A 19,135-nucleotide genomic window follows, 5' to 3' on the forward strand; every position below is an offset into this window, starting at 1 on the left:
CTATTTTTTACCTGCTCGAATGAAGCCTGTAAATTCACGCTCTTCGAAATAGTTCAGCATCATACTATATATGTCACTACCATACGGTTTTGAAAGTGCCTTATTTGCCAAATCCTGTAATTCAGCCAAGTTCGATTGACGAATCAAATATTTGGTTCTTGCGACATTCGAGGTATTCATACTTAACGTCTCATACCCCAATCCAATCAATAGCAGCGCGCCCATCGGGTCACCGGCTAACTCGCCACAAATACAAACAGGTAATTGATATTGCTTACAAGTATCATGAATTTGTTTTAATGCCATGATCACCGCAGGGTGCATTGATTCATAGACATCGGATACTCGTGAATTGTTCCGATCAACCGCTAATAAATATTGGGTTAAGTCGTTGGTACCGACTGAAACAAAGTCGACCTTATGCGCAATCAGCGGCAGTATGTACAGCATGGATGGCACTTCAATCATGATACCAACGCGAGGCATACGCACTCGGTTATCAAGCTCATGCACTTCATCATACGCTTGTTCAATCAACTGTAGCGCGTCATCCAACTCCTGTGCACCAGAGATCATCGGCAGCAAAATACTCAAGTTATGGCTTTCACAGCTCGCACGTAGCATGGCACGTAACTGAATAATAAAGATGTCAGGATGATCGAGCGTAAACCGAATACCACGCCAACCAAGGAATGGATTGTCCTCTTCGATAGGAAAATACGGTAAGGCCTTATCACCACCGATATCGAGTGTACGCATCACCACTTGTTTCTCTGGGTAGCTTGCCAGTACAGAACGATACTGCTTGAATTGTTCATCCTCTGACGGGAATCTTTGCTGCAACAAGAAAGAAATTTCAGTTCGATACAGCCCTACGCCATCAACGCCTTGGTTGATAGCGATGTTAGTGTCTGCACTTAAACCCGCATTAAGCAGAATTTCGACTTGCTTGTTGTCTTGCGTTTTTGCCGGTAGGTACAGCTCGCGATTGACCATAGAGGAGAGCTCACTCTCTTCTAGAATCAGCCCTCGATACTCTTTGAGCAGGCTTTTAGTCGGCTCAATAAAGATCTCACCGCTATACCCATCAACAATCGCTCGCTTGCCATTAGCTTGAGCTAGGTTGAGGTTTACCCCCATGACGGAAGGTATGCCAAGCGCTCGAGATAAAATCGCTGCGTGCGAGTTCGCCGCCCCTTCCAAGGAAATCACCGCTAAGAGCTTTTCTTTGGGAATAGACGCTAATACCGAAGCGGTTAACTCACGAACCACTAGGATAATCGGCTTATCTAACGTGCGAAGTTCATGTTCAGAGTTGTGGAGGAAATAGAGCAGCCTTTGTCCGAGCTCTCGGATGTCTTGTGCTCTCTCACGAAGATACACGTCCGACATACGAGCAAAGCGATTAGAATAACTCTCTACAACCTGTCTTAGTGCCCAATCGGCTTTATCGCCTTTCTGGATTTGGCTTTTTAGATCCTTACGCAGCATAGGATCGTTGAGTAAGTGAGTAAACAGGTCAAAGATCGCCAACGCATCTTTATTGATTTCGCTATCTAAGCGCTTTCGCATGCGCTTAAAGTCATTGAGGGCGTTTTCAACCGCTACCGCCAACAACTCATGCTCTCTCTCTATATTGAGCGTCGAAGCAGGATAAACATCGGTGAGTTCAGGCTGAGTGTTGTCCCACCATAAGTCACCAATCGCCACGCCCGATGAAGCTGCAATACCTTTAGTAGCCGGTAGCTTCTGTTGCTCTAACAGCCAATGGCCTTGAGTTTGGGCGTGCGCCACAATAACGGCAAGTTGTGCAGAGAGCGTGACAAGGAAGGATTCTTCCATCTCACTAAATAAACGTGGGGTCTTCTGTTGAATGACCAATACACCGAGCACTTGCTTGCGGTGGATAATCGGAGTACCGAGAAAAGAGTGATAGACGTTTTCTCCAAGCTCTGGAAAAAACTTATAAGCAGGGTGAGCAGACGCTTGTGCAAGGTTGATAGGTTCAGCACTTCTTTTAACAAGGCCAACCAGACCTTCGTCAAAACCAATGTGAATGCTATTGCCTTTGAAGATCAGGCCTTGAGTTGCCATCAACTCAAGGCGCTGCATATCATTATTTGCCAAATATACGGTGCAACATTCCGTCTGCATCGCACTGCATGTCTCTTTAACCAAAATATCAAGAGCCGTCGACACATCTTCAACTCTTGATACGTGTTCAACTATTTCCCTTAGTTGACTGAGCATGCTTAACCTCTACGCAATTTGCGCTTTCCTTTTATTTTTCGCTCTTTAAACGGCATTGCTAAAGATGCGAACTCTTTCATCGCTCGACGGTAAACATCTCGCTTGAAAGAAACAACTTGTCGAACTGGGTACCAGTAACTCACCCAACGCCAACCATCAAACTCAGGTGTACTTCCACGCTGCATATTGATATGCGATTCATCGCAATCTAAGCGCAAAAGGAACCACTTCTGTTTTTGTCCAATACAGACAGGTTTAGAATCCCACCGAACCAGTCGTTTGGGTAGCTTGTAGCGTAACCAATGACGACTTGTCGCGACGATCTTTACATCCTTTTTAGTAAGGCCAACCTCTTCATACAACTCGCGGTACATTGCCTGTTCCGGAGTCTCACCTTCATCTATTCCCCCTTGAGGGAATTGCCATGAATGTTGCCCGTATCGTTTAGCCCAGAAGACCTGACCATGGTTGTTACAGATTACAATACCAACATTTAATCGGTAACCATCGCCATCTATCACTGGCCAACCTCTATCTAAATTTTTAATTACTCTGATTTTTCCACATATCCCCAATCGGAGCAAACTTAGTGACGTGATAAGCGCTATATTTATGAATAATAACTAGGAATATGGATAAGTTTTGCTCAAATTCTAGTTACCCACACAATAGTGAGACATAGACCACATTTATTCACCTTTTCTGTGAATAACTATGTGAAGAATTACCCGCAATCGTTTTTTTTAATCCATAGATTCATCAACACCAAAAACAACAAATCAGTCAAAATAATTTTATTATTATATAAATCAGTAAATTAAAATAACATTCTAGTTTTAAAAAACATTAGAAATGTAAAAGATCTTTCAGAAACCTGACATGGTTAAAGATCAACCACTCCGATGTTTATCCACACTACTAAGTGAAAGATTCATTTTGAACCCCATTTGGCAAGCATTTTATCCACCATAAACCCCTGTTTATTTATCCACTAAATTAATATTTCAATTAATTACCTTTATGTCCTGTGGATAACCCTGAGTTTGATCCCTTCTCTCGCAAGGAGATCATTTCTTAACCAGTCGTCATTTGGTGATAACTTCTGATAAAATCATTTTTTTGATCATGCCTTTTATTATGAAACCAGAACCACAAACACAACAAGAGCTGTTAGAGCGCGCGTATGCCATCGCCGGAATGACCTTTAAAGAGCTCGCTGACGAAGCTGAGATGGTGATGCCAAACGACCTTAAGCGTGATAAAGGCTGGGTTGGGCAGCTATTGGAATGGCACTTGGGTGCACCTGCAGGCAGTAAGCCAGAACAAGATTTTGCCAAGCTCGGTATCGAGCTAAAAAGCATTCCGATTAGCTACTCTGGCAAGCCACTCGAAACCACCTTTGTGTGTGTTGCTCCTTTGATGGGTGTGCAAGGCATAACTTGGGAAACCAGCCACGTTCGAAACAAGCTGTCTAAGGTGTTGTGGATCCCTGTCGAGGGAGAAAGAGAGATCCCGCTAGCAGAGAGGCATGTAGGATCCCCATTATTATGGACACCTAGCCAAGCTGAAGACGAACTCTTGAAGCGAGATTGGGAAGAACTGATGGAGTTGATCGTTTTAGGCAATGTTGAACAGATAACAGCAAGACACGGTGAAGCACTGCATTTACGTCCGAAGGCTGCTAACAGTCGTGTGTTAACGGAAGCTTACGGTGCAAGCGGAAAACCTATCAAAACTAAACCACGTGGTTTCTATCTGCGAACTCAATTCACCCATAAATTACTGACAACACATTACGCATAGATCGTTTAATCGAGCCTCGATAGCCAAAACTATCAGTGCGTTAAAAAACAGTCTGGAATTAGAATCAATATCTCGCTACCAACGCCTCTTAATGAGGTTTGAGCGCCAGTTCAATATCACAGTAGCTTTGGCTTGGCTCATTACCAAACTCATCATAGGCGTTGTGTAAGCGAAGATACGCCTTTTCAAAGCCGAGCCGGAGTAACTCCTCTTTCACTTGATCCAAGGATCCAAAGTGAAGCGGCTCGCCGTCTTGCTTTACCGGTTCTAGCTTATGTTTGTACTCCACCGCCAATAGATATTCTGAAATATCAGAACAGCCAATAACGTACACTTTGGGTGTTTGATAAGAGTCTTTGTGCTCTCCATGTAACCACATGTCTAACTGATGCTTTTGCATAACCGGCCTCCCTTGCTCTCTATAGCTTAGTAGAACTCTATTTCTTTACTAGGGCACGTTGATTTTTCTCGATTAAAAAAACAAAAAAGAGAAGCCAATGCTTCTCTTTTTTGTCCAGTTCTAGTTCAAAAGCGCTCACTTTTGACACCTAACTATCACCGTCAATGATTTAGGGGGTTGAAAGGTGCGATCAACCCCGCAGATTACGTCGGTATTCGCGCACTTAAGACACGACGAAGGTGACGTACTCGACGTTCAATCGTGACGACTTCTGGTTCAGAAAAACCAATCGGTCGACCGTCAGCTTCAAGACCAATATCTCTTAGTAAGTGAGTATTGTTCCATGGTAGATCATATGAACTGCGACGAACTTTTCGTTGCCATTCACGCTCTTCACGACGAAGGTCTGCACGGATAAGGACTGTTGCTAATTTTAAATATACTGAGTGACGCATAATAACTCTCCAGTTGTTGAATAAACTGAGGAAAAATAGCGTGTTAGATCGTATGAGGGTTTCTCACTTAGCTGCTATTTTTCCGCAGCCAAATAAGGATACGGATCTATTAGTTAGGTTTATCTTGGGTGTTTCGATCGGCCATGGCTGATGTTTGTGACATAACAGTCACCATGTCAGAACACGGATCAAACGACGCGCAAATATGCTGTATAAAATCGAAATGTTTCATTTGCGCCTCCAAGCTAACTAAGAAATCCAAAAAGAAATGGGGTAGTGAAAGCAGACAAGTCTTTGTTAAAACGCTGCTTTCACGGTTAAAGTCTAACCAAGTGAGTATATTATTCAACCGCTAATTGGCTCACATTTTTAAAACAATGCATTCACCTGGAATATCAGTTGCATATTCATTTATATATAAGATATTCACTATTATTATATAAAATCACAGAACATATCTCTTAGTGACCTAGGGGGCATCTCTCAATTGTTCGAATGTGAACACAGCGACTAACAACAAAAAGAGCCACGCATGATGCGTCGCTCTTAAATTTACATTAACAGATTGAATCACTTAGCAAAGAATTCTAAATAACGCCCTCAGAAATAAGGCTGTGTTTATTCAATAAACGGTACATCGTTGCTCGTGATACTCCGAGCTCCTTAGCAGCCAACGAGACCTGTCCACCGTAAGATTCCAATACAATCAACAATGCATCGCGCTCTGAACGCTCACGAATGCTTTTCAAACTGCGACGTTCATCATTCTGTTTTGGTAAATCAAGTTGGTGATCTTCTATGATCACGGCATCCGACATCAGAACAACACGCTTTATCTGATTCATCAGCTCACGAACGTTGCCTGGCCAGTGGTAGCGATTCATTGAACGAATAGCATCCTCTGAGAAACTCTTAGCCTGAGCATTAAACTCTTTCGAGTACTCACGTAAGAAATGATTCGCTAACACAGAAATATCGCTCACACGTTCTTTTAAGCTTGGAACATGAATACGCAGAACATTGATATAGTGATAAAGCTCTTCATTGAAGTCGCCCTCGATCAACGCCTTCTCGATATCAGAGGAGTTCGCGGCCAGAATACGCACATCGACAGATTTAGGTCCATTCGCAGTTTCAATCTTACCTTCTTGTAGAAAGCGCAACAGGTTCAGTTGTTGATTGCGTGGCATCGCTAAAACATCATTAAGCAAGATGGTTCCGCCATCGGCTTCTTCCAACATACAAGGCGCAGTCGCTGACTGTGCTGATATGCCAAACACCTCGGCCTCTATTCTCATTTCAGACAAGGCACGACAGTTAACCGTTAAAAATGGTTTCTGTGCTCGCGACGAATTTTGATGAATCGAGCGTGCAATCGTCTCTTTACCAGCCCCACTCTCGCCATAAATCAAGATACTGACATCAGTCGGCCCAATACGCTTTACTTGGTCTCTCAAGCGCTTCACGGCCACAGAATCGCCTAGCAGTCCCATGTTGTTATTGATGCCGTAGTTTGGCCATACCTTCTGCTCAAGCTTAAGCATACCCAGTTGGTGACCAATGGTACTCAGCAATTGAGCATCTGGGATTGGTGCCGTGAAAAAGTCGATACAGAAGTTGACGATAAACTGGCAGATCGTATCAGAGCTTAATTGAGATTCACGGATAAAGGCGAGCCATCTCACCTGCTTGTTATTGCTCACAAGGTTAGCAATACCGTTAAGACTGAACTCATCATGACTAAGATCGACAATACCAATACATGGGCCAATATCAGCAATCAAGGCATCGGCTTTTCGTAAATCTGCACACTGGGTACACTGCCAACCCACTTGTTCTAACACTGATAACCAGGGTTCGTACGCACCACCAACGACGATAAGAGAACCTGGTAAGGAATCCATCTTAAATTGAGTTCCCATCCTTCTTCCTTATTCTATTTTTATTTAAATCAGACTAATACGAGTCACTGCTTCATCGTTCGACAAAATGCCGCGAGAGCGTATTCAGCGCAGAGACGTATAGTAGTGAGACTATCTTAGATTTTATGTCTCAATAGTAAGACTATGTCAGAAATAACGATTTTTCGAATCAAGAGTGCGGTACAGACTAGGTTTTGAAGCCCCAAAACAGAAAAAGCCACCCGAAGGTGGCTTTTTAATTACATAGGCTGTTACGCCCTATAAGCGAGAATTACGCCTGTGGACGCATTGCCGGGAACAAGATCACGTCACGGATTGTGTGCGTGTTTGTAAATAGCATCGCTAGACGGTCGATACCGATACCTTGACCCGCTGTTGGCGGTAGGCCGTGCTCTAGTGCAGTAATGTAGTCTGCATCGTAGTACATCGCTTCGTCATCACCCGCGTCTTTCGCGTTAACTTGCGCTTTGAAACGCTCGTCTTGGTCTTGTGCATCGTTAAGCTCAGAGAAACCGTTCGCTACTTCACGGCCACCGATGAAGAACTCAAAACGGTCTGTGAAGAATGGGTTGTCATCGCTACGACGTGCTAGAGGAGAAATGTCCGCTGGGTAGCCAGTGATGAACGTTGGTTGAATTAGCTGAGGCTCAGCCGTTTCACCAAAGATCTCTTCTAGAAGCTGACCACATGTCCAGAACGTTTCTACGTCTACGTGTACAGATTTTGCGATAGCAACCATCTTCTCACGGTCTTGTAGATCTGCTTCTGTTAGCGCTTGAATCTCAGCGTGCTCAGGGTTGTAGTTTTTGATTGCATCGAACATGCTCATGCGAGCGTAAGTACCACCGAACTCAACCGTTTCGTCACCGTAAGGCATAGAAGTAGAACCAAGAACGTCCATTGCTGCCGTGCTTAGCATCTCTTCTGTCAGATCCATAAGGTCTTTGTAGTCAGAGTACGCTTGGTAGAATTCCATCATAGTGAATTCTGGGTTGTGACGTGGAGATAGACCTTCGTTACGGAAGTTACGGTTGATCTCGAATACACGGTCAAAACCACCCACCACTAGACGCTTAAGGTAAAGCTCTGGTGCAACACGTAGGTACATGTCGATGTCTAGTGCATTGTGGTGAGTGATGAATGGACGTGCAGTTGCGCCACCCGGGATCACGTGCATCATTGGCGTTTCAACTTCTAGGTAGCCTTTCGCGCTCATGAAGTTACGGATTGAAGATACAAGCTTAGAACGCACGATGAATGCATTGCGAGAGTCTTCGTTCACGATTAGGTCAACGTAACGCTGACGGTAACGCATCTCTTGGTCAGTGAGACCGTGGAACTTCTCTGGTAGAGGACGAAGTGCTTTAGTCAGCAATTCAAACTCTTCCATGTTCACGTAAAGATCGCCTTTACCCGATTTATGAAGCGCACCTTTAACACCGATGATGTCACCGATATCTAGGCCTTGGTACTTCTCTTTCAGTACTTTTTGTACGTCTTTCGCTGCGTATGCTTGGATACGACCAGAAGTTTCTTGAATCGCAAGGAATGGACCACGCTTCGCCATAACACGACCAGCGATCGCAACGATGTGGTTAAGCTCTTCTAGCTCTTCCTTAGTCTTCTCACCGAATTCCGCTTGAAGATCGCCAGCTAGGTGCTCACGACGGAAGTCATTTGGGTGACCGTTAGCTTTGCAGTTTTGGCGGATGTGATCCAGCTTGCTGCGGCGCTCAGCGATTAGTTTGTTCTCTTCAGGTGAAGAAGCTTCTTGTGCGTTTTCGTTTTGAACAGCATCAGTCATTAGAGATGTACCCTGCTTTTAAAATTTGGACCGCTATATTTTTGCAAATATAGGCATTTTTACCAATATTATTGGTAAAGCTTAATAGTTGATAAAGCTTACAGACCTGATTTCAGGCTAGCTTCAATAAACTTGTCTAAGTCACCGTCAAGAACCGCTTGAGTATTACGGTTTTCGATGCCGGTGCGTAAATCTTTGATACGAGAATCATCCAGCACGTAAGAGCGGATTTGACTGCCCCAACCGATGTCTGATTTCGTCTCTTCGCTCGCTTGTTTTTCAGCATTTTGTTTTTGAATCTCAAGTTCAAAAAGCTTAGCACGTAGCTGCTTCATCGCTTGATCTTTGTTCTTATGCTGCGAACGGTCATTCTGACACTGAACCACAGTGTTAGTCGGAACGTGAGTAATACGTACCGCTGATTCCGTGGTGTTTACGTGCTGACCACCAGCGCCAGAGGCACGGTATACGTCAATACGTAGGTCAGAAGGATTAATGTCGATCGTAATGTTGTCATCAATCTCAGGATAGATAAACGCAGATGCAAACGAAGTATGACGACGACCACTTGAATCAAATGGTGACTTACGAACTAGACGGTGAACACCAGTCTCTGTGCGTAACCAACCGTAAGCATACTCACCAGAAATACGTACCGTTGCGCCTTTAAGGCCAGCAACATCACCATCCGACACTTCGATAACTTCAGTCTTGAAGCCTTTCGAATCTGCCCAACGTAAGTACATGCGCAACATCATTGAAGTCCAGTCTTGAGCTTCTGTACCGCCCGAACCTGACTGTAAATCGATGTAGCAATCTGATGCATCGTGATCACCAGAGAACATACGACGGAATTCCAGCTTCTCTAGCTTAGCTTCAAGCTCGGCCAGTTCTGGTTCAATTTCATCGAACGTTTCTTGATCTTCTTCTTCAACCGCAAGCTCTAATAGGCCATCAACATCCTCAACACCTTGGTCAAGTTGGTCGATCGTTTCTACTACCGCTTCCAATGCAGAACGTTCTTTACCTAGCGCTTGAGCACGCTCAGGTTCGTTCCATACATCCGGTTGTTCTAATTCTGCGTTTACTTCTTCTAGACGCTCTTTCTTAGCGTCATAGTCAAAGATACCCCCTCAGGATATTTGTGCGCTCAGACACATCCTGCAGACGGTTTTTTATAGGATTGATTTCAAACATTTTAGCTCATCATTTATGAGTAGAATTTAACCGAAGAATTGTACTCAAAAGTGTGACGGAGATACAGAATTTTTTAGAGTGGTGAACCAAGATTCAACAACTTAATGGGATATAAAATTGACAGGCATAAAAAACACGTAAATTTTGTAAGGACAGGAAGGAAAACAAGCCCTGTTTTTGAACAGAGCTTGTTGAATTTGGCACTATATGATGAGCATTATTGAGCCCAAAATCACTATTTGGCTTCGATATGATCAATCATCAGCTGCAAAGATTGGTTGCCACGAAACTCGTTAATATCGAGCTTAAATGCAAGGTGCACAGTTTTCACCGAAGCATCAGGCCAGCGGCGTAGGTCCACATTAAAGGCGATACCATCAATCATCACATTGGTCGGGTGACCTTTGTAGAGCGGCTCCAACATCAACTTAAGATGTTTTTCACCCACCAACTTTTGATGCAGTACTTTAAATTCACCATCGAAGATTGGCTCAGGGAAAGCTTGTCCCCACGGGCCACCTGAACGCAGCGTTTCAGCGGTGTGCATCGAGAACTCTTCTGGTAACAGCTCACCATCAGACAAGATAATGCCCTTCAGTGCTGTTTCTCCAAGTTCATTCTTCACCACATCATTGAACAGCTTGCTGAAGCGTTCAAAGTCCTTTTCCATGATGGTTAAACCAGCCGCCATTGCGTGGCCACCAAATTTAAGAATCAAGCCAGGGTTTTGAGTATCAATTCGGTCCAATGCATCACGCATGTGCAGACCCGGAATTGAACGACATGAACCTTTGATACTGCCTTCGCCGCCATCTGCAAACGCAATCACTGGGCGGTGGTATTTGTCTTTGATACGCGAAGCCAAAATACCAATCACACCTTGGTGCCAATCACGTTGGAATAGTGCCAAGCCAGAAGGTAGGTCGTCTTTACCAAATTCAAGGCGCTCACAAAAAGCCATCGCTTCTTGCTTCATACCCTCTTCGATCTCTTTACGTGTTTGGTTCAAGCCATCTAACTCACTCGCCATTCGACGAGCCGCATGGATGTTGTTACTCATTAGCAGCTCAACACCAAAAGACATGTCGTCTAATCGACCAGCTGCATTGATACGAGGACCAAGAGCAAAGCCAAAGTCAGACGCCACCAAACGCTTAGCGTCTCGCTTAGCAATTTCGATCAAGGCTTGAATGCCCGGACGAGCTTTACCCGCACGAATACGTTGCAAACCTTGATGAACTAAAATTCGGTTGTTTTCATCGAGTGGAACCACGTCGGCAACCGTACCCAGCGCCACAAGGTCAATCAGTTCCATCAACTTAGGTTCTGTCATGCCGCGCTCTGCAAACCAACCCAATTTACGCATGTGAACACACAATGCCATCATCAGGTAAAAAGCGACACCAACTCCCGCTAGGGCTTTCGAAGGAAAAGCACAACTTTCAAGGTTTGGGTTAACCATAGCATCGACCATTGGCAGTTCATTGCCCGGCAAGTGATGATCGGTAACCAGAACCTCTAGCCCTTTCTCTTTAGCAAAGCGAACACCTTCAATTGAAGATACACCGTTGTCGACCGTCATGATCACTTCAGCACCAAGCTCGATTGCCTGTTCAACAACCTCAGGGCTCAAGCCATAACCATCTTCAAAACGGTTTGGTACCAGATAGTCGACGTTAGAGCTGCCGAGCATACGTAACGCTAAAACAGACAGCGCCGAGCTGGTCGCGCCATCGGCATCAAAGTCACCAACAATGATGATGCGTTTTTGCTGCTGAATAGCTTTGAACAACAGCTCAACCGCAGCATCAATGCCGCCCAGTTTTTGATAAGAGTGCAAGCCTTTCGCTGCTGTCTCTAGTTGGTCGGCACTGTCGATTCCACGACTCACATAAATGCGCTTTAACAAGTCAGGTAAGTGAGCAGGTAAGACTGAAATGTCGACCTCAGGACGGCGTTGGATCTCTATCATATAAAAATGGGCCCGCTATCAATCAGGCCACTCCTTAAATCAAAAACATGGGGGATAAATTGGCAATACAGAAAACGAGATTATTGCTCTAAACGTTGAAGAAGTTGTGCTGGCGGTAAGTAACCACTCACCAACTCACCACTTGCTAGCACGATAGCCGGTGTGCCATTGATGCCAAGCTCACGACCCAGTTGGTATTGTTTAGCAATGATCTGCTTTTGCTCTGCTAGGTCTTTACCAGACGCTGGCATTTGACGGTTTACTTTAGCGTCATGCATCGCTGTTTTTGGATCATCTGACGCCCAGATTGCTGCCATTTGATCGGCAACTTGCCCTGTCGCACCTTGGCGTGGGTAAGCCATGTAACGAACGGTGATACCCAAATCGTTGTAGCCTTGCATTTGGCTGTGCAGACGAACACAGTAGCCGCACGTAATGTCAGTAAATACCGTCACAACATACTTTTCGTTATCGGCTTTGTATTCAATAACCGTATCCGACATCGCTGCCACTTTTTCAGCATTCAGCGGAGCTTGACGCTCAGCCAAAACATCACTGAACTTTCCGTTTTCATCCAAAGAGTAAAGAGTGCCGGCTAGAAAGTGATCGCCCTCTGGAGAAGAAAAGATAATGCCGCTGTTGGTTTGAACTTCTAAAAGACCATCGATATCCGAAGGCACAATCTTATCGACCTTAATACCGATTTTTTCAAAACGCTTAGTTAACGCAGCTGTATCAATAGCTTGAGCTGGAGCAGCTTCTACGGCTGTTGATGTTGTTTCTACTTTCGCTTCTGATGCATTACATGCAGTAATCATAAGAGGAAGCGCTAGTAGAGGAAGACGGCGTAATACGCTCATTAAGTTCACCTTAAAAATAAATGGATTTAAGCACGTGGGTGATGCTGCGCGTGAATTTGCTTCAGCCTTTCAGTCGCCACGTGAGTATAAATTTGGGTTGTCGATAAGTCACTATGCCCAAGTAACATCTGTACGACCCTGATATCTGCGCCATAGTTCAGTAAATGCGTCGCAAAAGCGTGTCTCAATACGTGTGGTGACAACAGCTCTGTATCGATCCCAGCGACGACCGAGTAGTGCTTAATACGATACCAGAACGTCTGACGGGTCATTTGCTTGGCGCGTTTACTCGGAAAAACCACATCAGAACTGTTTTCGCCAAGTAGATGTGGACGACCTTGTTCAATAAAAGTCTCTATCCAATCCACCGCATTTTCGCCCATTGGTACTAAGCGCTCTTTGCCACCCTTACCAATAACACGCACCACGCCCTGTCTTAGGCTGATGTTTTCCATCGTCAAGCTAACCAGTTCTGTCACACGCAAACCGGTTGCATAGAGTAACTCAAGCATCGCCTTATCGCGAAGCTCAATCGGATCGTTCGGATCTGGCGCATCGAGCAAAGCATCAACCTGCTCTTCGCTCAAATCTTTCGGCAAGCGTTGCGGCAGCTTCGGGCTGATCAACAAGGCACTTGGATCATCGCCTCTGATTTTCTCGCGGTGCAAATATTGGAACAAGCGACGAATCGCCGACAACATACGGGCACGAGAGGTCTGCTTAAAATCGGCGTCGGCTAACCAGCCTTGATAATCCTGTAAACCTGAAAGGCTAATGAAGTCGAGGCGGTAATTGTTCTTTTCCATCCACGCTAATAACTTGGACAAATCGGTACGGTACGAGACAAGCGTATTCTCCGATAATCCTCGCTCCATCCACATAGCATCTAAAAACTGCTCAACGAGACCGTGGTCTGCGCTCTGCCCTTGAGGCGACTGCATAGTGTTACTCACAATATTGGAAACTGTTTTGAGAGTATGCCAGAGCAAATATGAATGCCATAAAAATTACGACTTGAGCGGATAATCGCTGCAATCGAAGTCGATTTATGGTTAGAATTCGCCATCTGAAATTAAAATCGAACGTTTGCTATGAAAATTGGATTATTTTACGGCTCAACCACCTGCTACACAGAAATGGCAGCAGAGAAAATTCGCGGCATTATTGGTGAAGACCTAGTTGATATCCATAACGTGAAAGAAAGCCCTCTTTCATTGATGGCGGACTACGACCTTTTATTGCTGGGCATCTCGACTTGGGACTTCGGTGAAATCCAAGAAGATTGGAATGAACTGTGGGAAGACATCGCAACCACGCCTATGAAAGGCAAGGTTGTGGCTCTGTTTGGTTTGGGTGACCAAGAAGGCTACGGCGAATGGTTCCTAGATGCGATGGGTCTATTGCATGATGAACTGAAAACCGCGGGTGCAGAGTTTGTTGGCTTCTGGCCAAACGATGACAGCTACGAGTTCGAAGCGTCTAAAGCGTTAACCGAAGACAAATCTCAATTCGTTGGTTTGGCGCTTGATGAAGATTCACAATACGAGCTAAGCGACGACCGTATCGCAAGCTGGGTTGAGCAAGTACTGGTTGAGTACAGCGAAAAGCTATAACCAAACAGAAGTACTCCCGGCTAAGTAGCTAACCAAGTAACTAGCTGGATATAAAAAGACCACAGAATACAAAAAGGCCTCATTACTGCGAAGTAATGAGGCCTTTTCTATTTCATCTCGAAGGACAATCTAATCTCAACGGAAGATTAAACAGTCTCTTCAGCCATCTCTTGTTCTGTTGACTTGCCAACAAAGAACATACAGATGATTGCAGCCGTTGTTGGAAGCAACCAACCCATACCGATCTCAAACAGTGGCAGCATCTCAAGTGCAGACACGTCTACACCCGCTACTTTAGCGCCATCAATAAGAGCAAACAGCAGTGACACTAATACCACTACGCGGTAAGCCGCTTTTGGATTAGGGAAACGGCTACGTAAGAATGTCAGAGCAACCAACGCGATAGCGACTGGGTACAGTGCAAACAGTACTGGAACAGACAGAGAAATCAGTTGAGAAAGACCAACGTTCGCAACGGTTGCACAAGCTACACCATTGATGATTACCCAAGTCTTGTAAGACAGAGGCGTTAGCGAGCTGAAGTAATCAGAACATGCTGACACAAGGCCAATCGCCGTAGTTAGACATGCTAATAGTACGATCACAGAAAGCACTAGCTGACCAGAAGGACCAAACAACGATTGAACGTATAGGCTTAAAATAGCACCGCCATTGTCTGCACCAGCTGCGACTGTTGCACTTGTTGCGCCTAGGAAAAATAGAGAGATGTAAACAAACGCCAGACCCGCTGCGGCAATACAACCCGCGCTAATTAGGTACTTAGTCGTCGCTGCACGGTCAGTAATGCCCTTGCTACGAATCGCATCAACAATCAGCATACCAAACATCAAAGAAGCAAAAGTATCCATGGTGTTGTAGCCTTCAAGGAAACCTTTGGTTAGTGGTTGAGTGATGTACTCACCGTGAGCCGCAAGAATATCGCCTTGAGGGTTAACGAATACAGCAATCGCCAGCACAACCAAACCAACGAACAGTGCAGGTGTTAGCACCTTACCAATGACGTCAATAAGCTTACCTTGCGACCATGAGAAGAACATCGCTACTGCAAAAAATGCAATCGAAAAGAGAGTTAGGTGAGCTTGAGAGGCATCGATGAAGAACGGTTTCACCGCCATCTCATAGGCAACAAGGCCAGTACGCGGTGCAGCAAATGCAGGACCGATAATGATAAAGATCAGTACAGCCATGATGGTTGCTGCTTTCTTAGGAAGATCTTTAGTTAAGTGACCCCAAGAGCCACCAGCCACTGCGACCGCGACGATAGTGATTAACGGCAGACCAACGGCAGTCAGCAGAAAACCAGACATCGCTGGAAGGAAGTGATCACCGGCTAATTGGCCAGCTAGAGGTGGGAAGATGATGTTACCCGCACCCAAGAAAAACGCAAAAAGCATAAAGCCCAATGCCATTATATCTGTTAGTTTTAGACTCTGTTTCACAGATAATCCTTAATTATATTTATGAATTTATGTTGTGCTTACATGAATGTTACAGCTCAAAGCTGCCAATCAATCTATAAAATAGTCGCGCATAATGACGAAACAACTGGCTAGCTGCAAGTCACCACACAAAAACACCATATAAATTTGCATATGAGAACAAAAAGCAGTGGATTCCACTAGCTATAGAAAAATAGCCACAATTATAAACTAACCATAATGCACAACAATATTTTTCCAAGCAGAACATTGATTCATACAAGCGGTTAACATTAGAGCTAATCACTTAAAATATCTCGATACTCAGAACATTAATGAAAGACAAAACAGTGCAAACTAAAAGCTTCAATTTTAAGCAATTCTCAATTTACGGCGGGAAAAGCGGTATGCCAGTCAGTACCGATGGCGTATTACTTGGCGCGTGGGTAAGCCTGCCACAAAGATCATGTGTACTCGATATTGGAACCGGGACAGGTCTGCTGGCTTTGATGGCTGCGCAGCGTTTTGAAGATGCTTCAATCTCTGCGATAGATATTGATCAACACGCTATTGATGCTGCCACTATCAATATTGAGCAGTCGCCTTGGCAAAATCGTATCTCCCTTGATCACGGCAGCGTGTTAACAGCCGACTTTCCACAAAGGTTTGATGCGATCATCTGTAACCCGCCCTACTTCAACTCTGGAGAACAGGCGCAGCAAAGCCAAAGAGCCACCGCCAGGCACACCGACAGCTTGGATCATTTAGCGCTTGCCCAGCGTTGTTTCGAGATAACAACCGACGCCGCGACTGCCAGTTTCATCCTACCGACGCCTGAGGGGGAAGGTTTTATCAAGCTTGCCGAGCAATGTGGTTGGTATCTAGCAAAACGCCTTGATGTAAAAACAACAGATAAAAAGCCAGCTAGCCGAATTTTATTCGAGTTATCTAAAGATCCTGCTTGCGAGCAAGATTTGCAGCGCGAATCGCTTACAATTCACCATCAAGGTGGTTATAGCGAAGCATTTATTGCGCTCACTAAAGATTTTTATCTCAAGATGTAGCAAATACCATGTGATCCTAATCACTAATGCTTCTATAATGTCCGACTACTCTTTTTTATCGTCTGCTTTTTGAGGCAGAAACATTTATTGCTTGTGGAGAAACAACAGTGATCAGAACCTTTGCAGAACTCGATCTAAACCAAGAGCTGCTTAAAGCAATTGACGAAATGGGCTACGAACGTCCAACACAGATACAAGCTGAAGCAATCCCACAAGCGTTAGATGGAAGAGACGTTTTGGCTTCTGCGCCAACAGGTACTGGTAAAACAGCATCATTTGTATTGCCAGCACTGCAATACCTACTGGATTTCCCACGTAAGAAATCTGGCCCTGCACGTATGCTTATCCTGACGCCAACGCGTGAGCTAGCAATGCAGATCACCGAACAAGCACGTGAGCTTGCTAAATACACCAGCCTAAATATCTTCACGATCACGGGCGGTGTGATGTACCAAGAGCACGCAGATATCTTAAGTACCACTCAAGATATCGTAGTAGCAACACCTGGCCGTTTGATGGAATACATTGAAGGCGAGCGTTTTGACTGTCGTGCGATTGAATGGCTGGTTCTAGATGAAGCCGACCGCATGCTAGACATGGGCTTTGGTCCTGTTGTTGACCGTCTGTCTGCAGAGTGTCGCTGGCGTAAACAAACTTTACTGTTCTCAGCAACGCTAGAAGGTAAAGGCATTGAAGGCTTCACTGAAGATCTACTGAAAAACCCAGCGGAGATCGATGCGAAATCATCACTTCGTGAGCGTAAGAAGATCACTCAGTGGTACCACCGTGCAGACACAGCAGAGCACAAGCTGAACATCCTAAAGCACGTCATCACAGAGCAAGCTGAGCGCAGCATCGTATTCTTGAAGACGCGTGATCGTCTAGGTGATCTACGAGCTCAACTTGAAAGCGCGCAAATTCCATGTGCGTGGATCCAAGGTGAAATGCCTCAAGATCGTCGTAACAACGCGATTGCTCGTTTCCGTGACGGCTCTGTAAACGTACTGCTAGCGACTGACGTTGCTGCTCGTGGTATCGACCTTCCAGACGTAAGCCACGTAATCAACTACGACATGCCACGTACTGCTGACGTATACCTACACCGTATTGGCCGTACTGCTCGTGCTGGTAAAAAAGGTAACGCGGTTTCTATCATTGAAGCGCACGATCAACTAATGATTGAGCGTGTGGCTCGTTACACAGACGAACCAATCAAAGAACGCTTTATTGAAGGCATGCGCCCTACGCATAAGAAAGCGGCCGTGACTAAGAAGAAGAAGCCGAAGAAAGAAGATAAGAAAGCGGTAGAGAAACAAAAAATCGCGAAGAAGAAAAAAATCGCGAAGAAAAAGAAAGCAGCAAAGAAGAAGTAATCTACCAGCTTCAACGATTCAATAAAAAAGCCCCATGCAGTTCGCTGCATGGGGCTTTTCTCTATCTGGCCTGTCTCGGTCTCTAATATTAACTACAGGCTAAAACCGAGAGCTACTCGTTAGCCAAGGACTACTAGTTTTGCTCTTCGCGCTTAAAGACAAGCTCTTTCGCGTTCGACTCTTCTTCAACGAAGTAGTAGCCCGCCGTATCAAACTGGGTCAGCGCCTCAACCGAGTCGATCTTGTTCTCGATGATGTAGCGAGCCATCATGCCACGCGCTTTCTTCGCGTAGAAACTGATCACCTTGTACTGACCGTTCTTGCAGTCTTTGAATACAGGGGTAATCACTTGGCCATCCAAGTTCTTCGGCTTCACGGCTTTAAAGTATTCGTTCGACGCTAGATTGATCAACACATTGTCGCCTTGAGCATTCAACGCTTCATTGAGCTTGTCTGTGATGATGTTGCCCCAGAACTGGTACAAGTTAGTACCACGAGCATTGGCTAAGCGTGTACCCATCTCTAGGCGGTATGGCTGCATCAAATCTAATGGCTTAAGCAAGCCATATAACCCAGAAAGCATGCGCAGGTGGTCTTGTGCGTAGTCAAAATCTTCATCCGATAGCGTTTCAGCGTCTAGGCCAGTGTATACATCGCCTTTAAAGGCTAGGATTGCTTGGCGTGCGTTGTCTTGGGTAAAGGTCTCGCTCCACTGCTCAAAGCGCGCTACGTTCAACCCTGCGATTTTATCGCTGACTTTCATCAGTGCAGAAATATCTACTGGCGTCAGTTTGCGGCACTCTTCAATCAGCTCAGCAGAGTGTTCAACAAACTCAGGCTGACTAAAGCGTTCCGTCGCTAATGGTGATTCGTAATCAAGTGTTTTGGCTGGAGAAACGACAACTAACATAACTTTACCCTAATCGGTTATCTAACTGGATGCTGCTAGAGTATAGAAAAAACATCAACTTGTCTTTATGACT

16 protein-coding genes are annotated in these 19,135 nt (G+C 45.1%); 4 read left to right on the forward strand and 12 right to left on the reverse strand.

Annotated features, from left to right (window positions below; all coding sequences use genetic code 11):
• On the reverse strand, positions 1-2,250 hold the full coding sequence (ptsP, locus tag AB4493_RS14845; RefSeq protein WP_017059336.1) for a phosphoenolpyruvate--protein phosphotransferase: 2,250 nt from the start codon (positions 2,248-2,250) through the stop codon (positions 1-3).
• Positions 2,251-2,252: 2 nt separating this feature from the next.
• The gene (gene rppH, locus AB4493_RS14850; protein ID WP_017059335.1) at positions 2,253-2,771 is read right to left on the reverse strand and encodes an RNA pyrophosphohydrolase; all 519 of its coding nucleotides are present in this window, start codon (positions 2,769-2,771) and stop codon (positions 2,253-2,255) included.
• Positions 2,772-3,387: 616 nt separating this feature from the next.
• On the opposite strand from rppH, the gene mutH reads away from it, so the two are divergent.
• Positions 3,388-4,053, forward strand: coding sequence for a DNA mismatch repair endonuclease MutH (gene mutH, locus AB4493_RS14855; RefSeq protein ID WP_032546406.1), 666 nt, complete (start codon positions 3,388-3,390; stop codon positions 4,051-4,053).
• 88 nt (positions 4,054-4,141) lie between these two features.
• Here the strand turns inward: mutH and AB4493_RS14860 are convergent, their stop codons facing one another.
• The 8 genes from AB4493_RS14860 to xerD all read right to left on the reverse strand — a co-directional run bounded on the left by AB4493_RS14860 (position 4,142) and on the right by xerD (position 13,604).
• A complete protein-coding gene (locus AB4493_RS14860; protein WP_004735016.1) occupies positions 4,142-4,453 on the reverse strand; it encodes a DUF6482 family protein in 312 nt (103 codons plus the stop codon).
• A gap of 203 nt (positions 4,454-4,656) precedes the next feature.
• Complete coding sequence (locus AB4493_RS14865) at positions 4,657-4,908, reverse strand: hypothetical protein (protein ID WP_004735015.1); 252 nt, start codon at positions 4,906-4,908, stop codon at positions 4,657-4,659.
• Positions 4,909-5,495: 587 nt separating this feature from the next.
• Positions 5,496-6,830 (reverse strand): cyclic-di-GMP-binding transcriptional regulator VpsR, encoded by a 1,335-nt coding sequence (vpsR, locus tag AB4493_RS14870; RefSeq protein WP_136973917.1) that lies wholly within the window; start codon positions 6,828-6,830, stop codon positions 5,496-5,498.
• A gap of 271 nt (positions 6,831-7,101) precedes the next feature.
• Positions 7,102-8,634: a lysine--tRNA ligase gene (gene lysS, locus AB4493_RS14875; RefSeq protein WP_372155291.1), complete on the reverse strand. Its 1,533-nt coding sequence runs from the start codon at positions 8,632-8,634 to the stop codon at positions 7,102-7,104.
• A 98-nt stretch (positions 8,635-8,732) separates the two neighbouring features.
• A protein-coding gene (gene prfB, locus AB4493_RS14880) for a peptide chain release factor 2 (protein ID WP_100208942.1) occupies positions 8,733-9,831 on the reverse strand; the annotation gives its coding sequence in 2 pieces (ribosomal slippage) (positions 8,733-9,755 and positions 9,757-9,831; 1,098 coding nt in all).
• A 235-nt stretch (positions 9,832-10,066) separates the two neighbouring features.
• A complete protein-coding gene (gene recJ / locus AB4493_RS14885) occupies positions 10,067-11,803 on the reverse strand; it encodes a single-stranded-DNA-specific exonuclease RecJ (RefSeq protein ID WP_017059329.1) in 1,737 nt (578 codons plus the stop codon).
• A gap of 80 nt (positions 11,804-11,883) precedes the next feature.
• On the reverse strand, positions 11,884-12,663 hold the full coding sequence (locus AB4493_RS14890) for a thioredoxin fold domain-containing protein (protein ID WP_017062874.1): 780 nt from the start codon (positions 12,661-12,663) through the stop codon (positions 11,884-11,886).
• Between the two features lie 26 nt (positions 12,664-12,689).
• Positions 12,690-13,604, reverse strand: coding sequence for a site-specific tyrosine recombinase XerD (gene xerD, locus AB4493_RS14895; RefSeq protein ID WP_372155293.1), 915 nt, complete (start codon positions 13,602-13,604; stop codon positions 12,690-12,692).
• 150 nt (positions 13,605-13,754) lie between these two features.
• On the opposite strand from xerD, the gene fldB reads away from it, so the two are divergent.
• Entirely contained in the window at positions 13,755-14,276 is a 522-nt protein-coding gene (gene fldB / locus AB4493_RS14900) for a flavodoxin FldB (protein WP_017062875.1), read from the forward strand.
• Between the two features lie 146 nt (positions 14,277-14,422).
• Here fldB and brnQ read toward each other — a convergent pair whose 3' ends face one another.
• Positions 14,423-15,736 carry a branched-chain amino acid transport system II carrier protein gene (gene brnQ / locus AB4493_RS14905; RefSeq protein ID WP_372155295.1) on the reverse strand — a complete coding sequence of 438 codons (1,314 nt, stop codon included), beginning with the start codon at positions 15,734-15,736 and terminating at the stop codon, positions 14,423-14,425.
• 314 nt (positions 15,737-16,050) lie between these two features.
• On the opposite strand from brnQ, the gene AB4493_RS14910 reads away from it, so the two are divergent.
• Together AB4493_RS14910 and srmB are read left to right on the forward strand one after the other, a co-directional pair.
• Positions 16,051-16,779 carry a tRNA1(Val) (adenine(37)-N6)-methyltransferase gene (locus tag AB4493_RS14910; protein WP_372155297.1) on the forward strand — a complete coding sequence of 243 codons (729 nt, stop codon included), beginning with the start codon at positions 16,051-16,053 and terminating at the stop codon, positions 16,777-16,779.
• 107 nt (positions 16,780-16,886) lie between these two features.
• The gene (gene srmB, locus AB4493_RS14915; protein WP_017059323.1) at positions 16,887-18,152 is read left to right on the forward strand and encodes an ATP-dependent RNA helicase SrmB; all 1,266 of its coding nucleotides are present in this window, start codon (positions 16,887-16,889) and stop codon (positions 18,150-18,152) included.
• Between the two features lie 133 nt (positions 18,153-18,285).
• On the opposite strand, the gene yaaA is transcribed toward srmB, so the two are convergent.
• Positions 18,286-19,062 (reverse strand): peroxide stress protein YaaA, encoded by a 777-nt coding sequence (yaaA, locus tag AB4493_RS14920; protein WP_017059322.1) that lies wholly within the window; start codon positions 19,060-19,062, stop codon positions 18,286-18,288.
• Between the last annotated feature and the right edge of the window lie 73 nt (positions 19,063-19,135).

The organism is Vibrio sp. 10N.222.55.A1, from assembly GCF_041473835.1.
Lineage (GTDB): Bacteria > Pseudomonadota > Gammaproteobacteria > Enterobacterales > Vibrionaceae > Vibrio > Vibrio crassostreae_C.